This window comes from Chthonomonas sp. (assembly GCF_035294505.1).
In the GTDB taxonomy this organism is placed as follows: Bacteria; Armatimonadota; Chthonomonadetes; order Chthonomonadales; family Chthonomonadaceae; genus Chthonomonas.
Map to the genome: position 1 here is coordinate 1 of NZ_DATGKU010000196.1, position 10,049 is coordinate 10,049.

Here is a 10,049-nt window from a genome sequence, read left to right on the forward strand (position 1 = left end):
GTTTGCCGATTGCCAGAGGCTTTCCAGAAGCCTCTTGTCGCGCAGCGTGTCCATACACTGCCAAAATCCCTCGTGTCGGTAGGCGGCGAGCTGCCCCTCCTTTGCTAGCACCTCGAGGCCATCTCGCTCTAAAATGGATTGGTCATCTTTCAGATAGCGGAATATCTCCGGCTCTAAAACCATAAATCCCCCGTTGATCCAACCTTCTCCTACCTGGGGTTTCTCCACAAATTCAACGACCCGGTCGTTCTCGATGACCAACTCTCCAAAGCGCGCGGGAGGGCGAACGGCTGTAATGGTTGCGATTTTGCCTTGCTTCTTATGAAACTGCACCAGGGCGTGAATATCCACATTGCTCACCCCATCGCCGTAGGTAGCGCAGAAGGTGGAATCTTTCAGCCACGGCTCAAGCCGCTTTATGCGCCCGCCAGTCTGCGTTTGCAGACCGGTATCAATGAGATGCACTTTCCAATCCTCACAATGAGGCTCGTGCATTCTTACGCCGCCGGTGGAGATGTCAATGGTCATGCTGCCTTGAAGAGCATAATAATCGAGAAAGTAGCGTTTGATCACTTCCCCTCGATAGCCAAGGGCAATAAAAAACTCCTTGTGGCCATAGCGGCTGTATATCTTCATGATGTGCCAGAGGATAGGATAGTTCCCTATCTCTACCATCGGTTTTGGGCGAACTTCGGTCTCTTCGGCTAAGCGAGTGCCCAAACCTCCAGCGAGAATGGCGACCTTCATACAGGGGCCTCACATCGGTTAGCGCTTCAGAACGGTGTATTATACCCGCTGTCTAGCGTGAGGGAAGGCGTTCCGCCTCCACAGTCGGCTCGGCCTTTGGCAGAACCGCTTCTTCCGCAAACTCGGGTGGTGCCACGCGCTCGGCAACGGCCCGCAGATAGCCACGCACAATGAAATAACCTAGGGGGAGCAGGGCCAAGAGGAAACTGAGCGCTCCAAAGGTAAGGAGACCCGGCGAGCCTGTGCGCGGAGGCAGGGCGGAATCCACCACGCTGATTCGGCTTTTGCCTGAGACGGTGGAGAGCCTTAACCGAACGGCCTCCTCCTCTGCGGTTTGTAAAGTAGCTTGGGCAAGCTTTTGGTTTGCTTCTAGCAGGGCTAGCTGAGTAGAAAGCTCACGGCGTACGAACAGGTGTTGAGCAGCCAGCTTGATCAGGCCGAGAATGCGATTCTCTTGGGCTTGAAGCGCCTTCAAACGGGCCTGATTGGCAATATACTGTGTGTCGAGCCGATAAAGGTAGCCTTTCTCTTGCTGTTGAAGTGCTTTGCGGGCTAGCTCGACTTGCGCTCGGGCCTGAACGACCTGAGGGTTGGTAGGAGAGAGTTGTTGGGCATAAACCAACTGATTGTAGTTGTTCTCGGCTAGGGCAAGATTCATTCTGGCCGTTCGCAGAAGCGGATCATCCGCCGGTAGTTCGGAGAGGTGGCTTAACTGTTTTAAGACGCCGGCACGAAGCAGGCTATTTGTTTTCTCTAGTGCGCTTATCTCTGCAGCCGTCTTTCCATAGTCTGTGTAGAGGCTGTCTAGGGCACCGCTTGTGCTGGCCGTATCTACGCTGGGCGATTCGTCGGGGGTAATGCCTTTTAAATGCCGCACAAACGCCATGAGGCGTTCCGAAGCTTGATGATAAGCAGCTTGTGCGCGCTCCAACTCTCTTTGACCGGCCCGTAGCAGCACCGAATCGCGGTCGTTATCGCTGGTGGCATAGTAGTGCTGTAGGGCGATGGCGTAGAGGTTCGCCGCCTTGGCGGCAAGTTCTTTTACTTGGGTGCGTCGCTGCCCCGCTCCTATAGCCCACCTTGCAGGCCCAGGTAAGCGCACCGAAACATACAGCAGGCCGTCGTTCGCATTATCCACCGGCACGACGTGGCGCATGAGCAGGTCGTCGGCATCGCGCTCTGTGCGGAGATGGTAAAAGCTTTTGAGGTTGATCTGCTTCTCTACCTCCTCGGCCAAACGACGACTCTTGAGTACTCCAATGTACTTCTCCTGACTCGTCTGTCCAAGAAGCGCGCTTAAACCGGAGCTTCCACTGCCTGCATTTGGGGCGTGTTGCACCGATAGCGACACGGTGGCCTCGTAAGTTTGGGGGAACAGCAAAAGCATGAGCACCAAAAAGGCAACAAAAAGCACCGGGCCTACCAGCATCCAAAGCCGCACATATTTCCGTACAACGGCAGCCAGTAGATCAAAGTAGAGGACAAGCTCGTCGTTCTGCGACATCCAAAGGTGCTCCGATAAGTTTAGAGAACTATTTTACCGCAAGAGGCTTGTGCGACACTTAGGAATGTGGATGGTGCCATTACGAAGGGTTATTCGCTTTTGGCCGCATCTGTGGTTCCCAGCCCAAGAGCCGTCGCGCTTTGCGCATGTTCATAAGGCGCTGCTCATAGTCGCCCGAAATCATAAAGGCCTCGAAGCCGGCCCCTCGATACTCTAAAGCCGCTCTCAGCGCGCGGGCTACGTCGCTAGCTGCCGTCGCAATGGTGGGTGTTCCCGGCCGGGTCTTCTCTTGCCAGACTTTGTCGGCTGTGGGGTGGCAGAGGCGCAGGGCGTTGATTGTCATTCCAAATCGGCGACAGGCATTGCGACAAACCTCCTCACCTAACCACTTGGTAAACCCATAGAAATGAAGCGCATCCGGAGCAATGGCCTCATCCGGGAAGTAACGTTTTGTAAGGTCTCCCTCGTATACCGACATGCTGCTGGTATAGACCGCATGTTCTATTCCGACCCGATGCGCCGCCTCGAGCGCGAGATAAAGCCCCTTTACATTTACATCAAAAGCGGACGTAAGAGCCTCTTCGCTGCTCCAGTCGGCACTACCCATCGCCATATAGAGCAGGGCTTCTTGGCCTTCGCAGGCGGCCACGAGGGCGGGAAGGTCGCAGACATCTCCTTGTATCAAAGGGATATCCCTTAATTCACTTTGCTGAGGCACGGCGCGATCGAAGATGGTGAAACGAAAATCGCGCTTTAAAAGCGGCAAGGTAAGGCCGGCAACGTAGCCGGCCCCTCCGATAACGAGCACCTGCATTGGTTCCCTCCTAAGAAGAGAAAAAGAGCTGCTGGACTGTGAGGACAACAGCAAGCACAATCAACACGATGGTGGTGATCCATGCGATTACATTGTAAGTAAAGGAGTTTGTATACTCCCCCTTAAGCCGGCGATTATTCACAAGTTTGAGAGTAAGAATGAGAATAACGGGCAACAGCACGCCGCCCACGATGTTCGGCAGAATGATGAGAAAGGCAAGATTAGCTCCTCCAAAAAGGACGGTGAGCGCGGAGACTACAATAAGAAGAGTATACACCCAAACAAAAAGCGGCGCTTCACGTGTGCGTTTGCCCATGCTTGCTTCCCAGCCAAGCGATTCGGTAACTGCGTAGGCTGTGGAGACCGGTACCGTGATGGCACCGAAACACGAGGCGTTAAACAGCCCTAGGGCAAAGAGAATGGCGGCGGCCGGCCCCGCAAGCGGTTGCAAAGCGCGTGCAACCTGGCCTGCATCGCTATAGTTTCCGGGGTTGGCTCCCGCATGATAAAGCGTAGCGCCGCAGGCCACCATAATGAAGAAAGCGATGAAGTTTGTAAAAAAGGCGCCGAACAGCACATCTATTCGTGTAATAGGGTAGTCCTCCACCCGAATCGCTTTATCGCGCACGGTGGATTGAATGTAGAACTGGCCCCAAGGCGTAATCGTGGTTCCGACCACGCTAATAATCTGGAAAACATAATCTTTGCTCCATGAGATGTGCCCAGGCCAGAAGAGGGCGGGCAGCACTTCACGCCAATGCGGGTGGGCCATGAAGGCTGCCGGAATGTAGGAGAGATAGATAAGTGAGGCGTAGAGCAGAACCCGTTCCACTCTACGGTAGGAGCCGTTGACGACCAGCCACCAGACGCCAAAGGCGATGAGGGGCACCACAATATAGCGAATTTTCTCTGAGGCGAAAAGCTCGAAAGCGGCCGTAATGCCGGCAAACTCGGAAACAACGGTGGCATAGTTCGCAACCAGCAACACGATCATGGCGAAGAGGGTCATGCGAACACCGAACTCTTCCCGAATGAGGTCAGCAAGCCCTTTGCCGGTCACTGCGCCCATACGGGCGCCGATCTCTTGACAGACCCCCAAAGCGATGGTAGAGAGCAAAAGAACCCACAGCAGTTTGTAGCCGAAGGCTATTCCTGCTTGGGAGTACCCAAAGATACCGCTGGCATCGTTATCGGCATTGGCCGCGATAATGCCGGGGCCAACGATGCTGAGGGCAAGAAGAAGGCGCGTACGCAAAAGGCGGCGACGCGCCAGACGGACATTTGAGCTAGGCATGAGCGTCGGGACCTCCTTAATGCGTGTTTTGTCGGCCCCGGCGTCAGGGCCATTGTGGTCGGTGAGCTATTTCGTGATAGGCGACCAGGCAGCTTGTGTGTTGTCTCCAACCCCTTGGGTCAGGTTGATGGGGTTGGTCATATCGGCGTTAACAACCCACAGGTCATGCTTCCCGTTGGCATGTTGCACTTCATAAAGCAGGCGAGAGCCGTCGGGTGACCATTGCGGATCGAGGGGTAGCCCATCTGGTGTGGCCGGAATGGTGGCCGGAGGTACCTTCACCCCTTCGCGGATGGCCAGCACCTCGTTTGGAAAGCGGATCACGTAGATGCCCAGAGGAGTCCAGTTATCTTCCCCCTTGAACAGCCACCCTTCGAAGGCAAGCATCTTGCCGTTTGGGGAAACGGTAAGATGACGCGGCATAAGGGTATGCCCCAAGCAGATCATGAGCGGCTTGGGCACCGGTTTTCCGGGCTTGCTGAAGTCGTAAAGATTGATTCCGCCCACGTAGACGCTTTTTTGTGTTTGCGGGTCACGAACATACTGCTGGGCATAGGCCACAAGCAACTGATGGGTGTGCGGTATCCAAGCGACGTTCACATAGCGACCTGGGTCGAGAACATAGGCTGTCTTAGCGCCGTTTGGGAGCGCTCGTGCCATCTCGTCGGAACCGCCCAGCATGGGGACATCGCCGTTCCCTTGCGCCGTAAGCGCTTGAACGCCGGCGATGATCGAACCATCGGAGGAGAAGGCCTCTTGAATGTAGGGGCCTTGGGGGTCAAGCGTTGGCGCGATCTCTCCGTTCGTCGGAGAGTTGCTCGCGATGGGCGGCGGCAGAATCTGTTCCACATCGTTGCCGTTAAGATAGACCGTCTTGATCGCGCCTTCCGTGAGAAAGGCCACATGCTTACCGTCGGGGCAGGCGAGCGGCTTGTCTTTGGGAAAAGAGCCGTAGGTTATTTGAACCGGTGTTTGGCCGGCACCGAGGAGGTAGATTTGTGTGCAGGACACGTTCGATCGGTTGGAGACATAGAGAATATGCTTACCATCGAGCGTCCAGGTTGGATTGCTTTTCAGAGAATGGTCCGATGCAACGGTAAGCGGACGCAGACCGGTGCCGTCGGCTCTTATGCCGTAGAGATCGGTATCGCCGTTAGGCTCTTGCCGAATGAAGGCGATGTAGTTTGCTGTATCGAAGTCTACCCCGTTAATGATGCCCGTTTTGCCTGAGGCGGCCACATAGTAATAGAAACCGATAAGCACAAGGATGAGCGAGAGCAGCCCCAGCAGCAACTGCTGTCTGCGTCGATTCTCTCGCTCCCACCAGTCCGGCACGGAGTGTTGTGATGGATTCGGGTTCGTCATCTCTAAATTCGCCCTACCCTACATCTAAAGGAGCTTTCTCCAAATAAGGCTCCTCAGCAAGGGATACGCAGGGAACACAAAGAACCGTTCCGTAAGGTTCCACCGAGCAAAGCACATTGAGAGGGCGCCTGGAACAGGTCTCCAAAGCGCCCTCTTCTAGCCACAAACTTTTGTACCCTCACCAAATAGGCGATTGGAACGGGGTTGACGGGATTTGAACCCGCGACCTCCTGCGTGACAGGCAGGCACTCTAGACCGGACTGAGCTACAACCCCAACTGTCTGTTTAGTAACCTCTCTCAAAGCGGGAGTATACCCCAAATTCATCGGAAAGGTCAAGAGGAGCGCATCGGTGCTGATCTGTAATAAAGCCCACGCCACGACTGTGGAATATATTTAGGCGGATTATATATCGTAGTAGGCATTCTCTGCCGAAAATAGAGTTAAGGAACAATGGAAACGTTCTCATGGAAATAGAGGCCGACCCCCTTACATTTGGAAACGCGGAGCCTTTCGAACCGCCTATACCCGAAAGCGTTGCGGCACCGCTTAAAGCGGTGCTTGCCCAGCTGCAAGGCGGTTGCGCCGTGCTGCTTGTAAAAGCGGAAATTCCGCAAGCCTCCCACTGGCTCAATACAGCACGCCTCGAAGCCCCGATTTTGTTAGGGCCGCTAGAGAGCCTTCGCCTCGAAGCCTGGCCCCTCTTGGAAAATGCCTGGGCCGTGGCGTTGAAACTACCACAGCCGCTTGAGGAGCCTTTGGTCGCACTGCAGATTGAGCTGGCACGCCAGGCGCTGCAGCAACGGCTTCAGGCAGAATGGCAACAGCACGGTTCTGAGGGGATACTGCCCTTCTCCATCCTGCCTATTACCTCGCTATTTTGGGGGGAGGAGCAGCAAAACCACCTTGCCGAACTAAACGCCCTGCTGGAGGTAATGGTACAGGGGCGGCTTGGGGTTCATTTTCATCCCATTGTGAACCTCCGCGAAGCCCGTGTGGCCGGCTATGAGGCGCTCATTCGCATGCCCTCTCAACCTGAGATTAAACATACCGGAGAGTTGCTTAAGGCCGTGCAGCGCGGCAGCCTCATCGCTTGGTTCGATCTCGCCTGCCTCGAACGTTGTTTTCAGGAGGCGGGTAAGCAGGGACTACAACAACTTCTGTTTGTTAATCTGGACGCAGAGGGCATTATGAACCTGATCGCTCAAGATCGCCCTCTTCTTCAGCGTGTCTACGACAACGGCTTAAGTCCACGACAAATCGTCATCGAGATCACCGAGCGACAAGCCGTGCAGGACTTTCCCGGCCTTCTGCGAGAGATAAAACGCCTTCGTGACGATGGCTTTCGAATCGCCGTTGACGATGCCGGCTCCGGCTACAACAGCTTGGAGATTATCGCCGAACTCCTGCCCGATTTCATCAAGTTAGACCGTAGTCTGGTGCGCAGCCTCAACAGCCGTGGCGAGAGCCGCGCCCTTGTGGCCGCCCTTGTACGCTTTGCAGCCCAAATCGGTGTCAAAACCTTAGGGGAGGGGGTAGAAACCCCATCCGAGCTAACGGTGCTGGTAAACCTCGGCGTGCAGTATGCACAGGGGTATCTCTTTGGACGGCCTCAGGAGACCTTTCATGGGGTATCGCGAACGATCCGTGAGCTTATTCAGACACAAGTGCGGCGTCAGGAGCACCTGCAGACCGGATGTTCGCTCCCCGTTGGCGCACTCAAGCAGTCCGGCCTTGCCCTAACCGCCGGAACACCCCTGTTGGAGGCCGTACGCCGCTTCGCTAAAAACGATGGACTCACCAGCATCGTCGTTATGCAGGGTGGTGAGGTTTGCGGGGTACTGATGCGCCAAACGCTGGAGAATCAGCTTGAAATGGCACGCCAAGCGCAAGCCGAATCGTTTCTGGCCAATGAGACGGTAGAGCGATGGATGGAGAGCAAATTTGTAACGATCCCGGAACATTTTGCGCTTGATGAGGCCATAAGTCATCTCACCTATCGTAATGCCGTAAGTTTAGAGACCGACATCGTGATCGTTAACGCGGCAGGCGCCTATCGAGGCGTATTGCCGGTTCGCCTGCTGCTAGAAGCCGCGTTGCAACAAAACGGCAATCGAACCCATCATACCTCCGCTCTTACTGGCTTACCCGACCGTCTTGTGCTGGAACAGGCGCTGCAAGAGCGGCTCGATGCCAATCAATCGGCCGGCCTCGTTCGTGTGGATATTGCCGGATTACAAGTCTATAACCGCGACTACGGCATCGCTTTCGGAGACGCCCTCATTGTTCAAGTGGCCGAGCGCCTTCGGCGAGCTTCTAGGGAACACGGTGCCCCCACCGATCAGATATTCCACCTAGGGGGCGATAACTTCGTGTTGCTCACGCAATCGGCTAAAGTGACAGCACTCTGCTATGCATTGGCTGGGGATGGCGACGTGGCGGAGATGGGGCCTCCTAACGAAGCGAAACCGGCAGGCTGGGTGAAGTCGGAAAAGACAAGCAAAAGGCTGCATGTTGTGGGCCTTACCCTCCGCAGGACAGGGGGGGCAAAACCGACGCAGAGCGCACCGCCGCCGTCGGATGCGAGAACGGCGTTGCAGGTTTTAGAGCAACTTTTGCGGGAACTGCAGCGGCGCCCCGATCTCTCTTGGGCCGTAGATAAGCTTCCGTCGCTTCTGCCGAAAACCGCTTGAGAACTTTCCTTCCACCCAAGTGCTGCCGATATCGCCTAAGCTAAAAGGAGCGAGCTACTGCTGTTCTCCAGCAGGCCATTTGGGCGCGGCGTCGGCGGCGTTGATCAAGGCGGCCTGCATCGCGTCCACCTGTTGGCGTGCAAGAGCAGGAGCCCCCGCCAAAGGGACGATCTCCTTGACGGTTCCGTCTCTCCGGCGCAACTCCACGCCTCCTTGCTGTAAAGAGCGCTCTGAGATGACGATCTGCAGCGGCATTCCCCGCAGGTCTGCGTCGGCAAATTTCACACCGGGCGAAACCTCACGATCGTCATAGAGGGTCTCCACTCCGGCCTGTTGCAGCGCCGCATAGAGCGATTCGGTTTTCGCGATGTTCTCCGGCGCACGACACAGACCGATGAGGTTGAGCGCATAGGGAGCAACCGAGATCGGCCATATTAGCCCCTTTTCGTCCCGATAGGCTTCTGCCACACAGGCCAGCAATCTCCCTACGCCGATGCCGTAGGAACCCATGACGATGGGTTTTTGGTTGCCATCTTCGTCGGTATAGAAGGCTTGAAGCGCCACCGAGTAGCGGGTGCCGAGTTGAAAAATGTTGCCCACTTCTACCCCTCTTTTCAAAGAGAGCGGTGCGCCGCATCGGATGCATAAGGCCCCTTCGCCTGCCTGAGCGATATTGGCCACGATGTCCGGTTGAAAGTCACGCCCGCAACACACATTTCGGAGGTGGTAGCCCTCCTCATTTGCTCCGGCCACCAAGTTTGTCTCTTCAACGAGGAGATCGTCGGCGATGACAAGGGCCTTGCCGGGTGGAATGCCCACGGGCGATGCGTAGCCGGGAACCATGCCGGCCTCCAAAATCTCCTCCGGATGCGCGGGGCGCAGGGCGATGGCGTGCGTGCTGTTTTTTACAAGTGTTTGATTCGTCTCCATATCGCCGCGCACCAGCGCCACCACAAGCTTTTGCACCAAACCGCCTTCGGCAGAGCCTTCCGTCGGGGCAAAGGTGCCCATAAAGAAGACCGCTTTGGCCGTGCTGCTGGCGGGAATGCCGAGATAGGCTGCCAACGACTCGATAGTCGTTGTGCCCGGCGTGGCCACACGTTCCAATGGACGAGGTGGATCGGTATTGACGCGAACCTTGCGAAATGTCGCCACTTCTTGATTGGCCGCATAGCCACACTGCTCACAAACCACCAGAGTGTCCTCACCGATGTCGGTGAGGTACATAAACTCATGGGCAAGCTTACCGCCCATCATGCCCACATCGCTTCCAACGGCAAGCAAAGAAAGCCCTACTCGCGCCCCAATGCGGAAATAGGCGTTATAGTGGGCGATATACTGTTTTTTAAGCCCCTCTTCATCTTTATCAAGGGAGTAAGAGTCTTTCATAAGAAACTCGCGTACTCGGATAAGCCCACCACGTGCGCGGGGTTCATCTCGAAACTTCGTCTGTATTTGGTAAACGAGTTGGGGGAGTTGACGGTAGGAGCGGATCTCCGAGGCCGCCAGTTGCGCCACCACCTCCTCATGGGTCATTGCCAACAGCATCGGGTGCCCGCGTCGGTCACGAAAACGCACCATGGTTTCGTCTATGGTTTCCCAGCGCCCGCTCTGTTGCCATAGTTCGGCCGGA

The 10,049-nt window shown here is 55.8% G+C and carries 7 protein-coding genes and 1 tRNA gene; 1 reads left to right on the top strand and 7 read right to left on the bottom strand.

Going from position 1 to position 10,049, the window contains the following annotated elements; all coding sequences use genetic code 11:
- The 6 genes from rfbF to VKV18_RS12250 form a co-directional block, all read right to left on the bottom strand.
- Positions 1 to 747: glucose-1-phosphate cytidylyltransferase (rfbF, locus tag VKV18_RS12225; protein ID WP_324204483.1), on the bottom strand; the 747-nt coding region annotated here is incomplete at its 3' end.
- Between the two features lie 52 nt (positions 748 to 799).
- Positions 800 to 2,251, bottom strand: coding sequence for a Wzz/FepE/Etk N-terminal domain-containing protein (locus tag VKV18_RS12230; protein WP_324204484.1), 1,452 nt, complete (start codon positions 2,249 to 2,251; stop codon positions 800 to 802).
- A 79-nt stretch (positions 2,252 to 2,330) separates the two neighbouring features.
- Positions 2,331 to 3,065 (bottom strand): NAD(P)-dependent oxidoreductase, encoded by a 735-nt coding sequence (locus tag VKV18_RS12235; RefSeq protein ID WP_324204485.1) that lies wholly within the window; start codon positions 3,063 to 3,065, stop codon positions 2,331 to 2,333.
- A gap of 10 nt (positions 3,066 to 3,075) precedes the next feature.
- Positions 3,076 to 4,359: a divalent metal cation transporter gene (locus VKV18_RS12240; protein ID WP_324204486.1), complete on the bottom strand. Its 1,284-nt coding sequence runs from the start codon at positions 4,357 to 4,359 to the stop codon at positions 3,076 to 3,078.
- Positions 4,360 to 4,425: 66 nt separating this feature from the next.
- Complete coding sequence (locus VKV18_RS12245; RefSeq protein ID WP_324204487.1) at positions 4,426 to 5,724, bottom strand: hypothetical protein; 1,299 nt, start codon at positions 5,722 to 5,724, stop codon at positions 4,426 to 4,428.
- Positions 5,725 to 5,923: 199 nt separating this feature from the next.
- Positions 5,924 to 5,999, bottom strand: a tRNA-Asp gene (locus VKV18_RS12250).
- 191 nt (positions 6,000 to 6,190) lie between these two features.
- Here VKV18_RS12250 and VKV18_RS12255 point away from each other — a divergent pair.
- Positions 6,191 to 8,416: a GGDEF domain-containing protein gene (locus VKV18_RS12255; protein WP_324204488.1), complete on the top strand. Its 2,226-nt coding sequence runs from the start codon at positions 6,191 to 6,193 to the stop codon at positions 8,414 to 8,416.
- A 54-nt stretch (positions 8,417 to 8,470) separates the two neighbouring features.
- On the opposite strand, the gene proS is transcribed toward VKV18_RS12255, so the two are convergent.
- Positions 8,471 to 10,049, bottom strand: a 1,579-nt coding sequence (gene proS, locus VKV18_RS12260; RefSeq protein ID WP_324204489.1) for a proline--tRNA ligase, incomplete at its 5' end; no start/stop codon positions are given.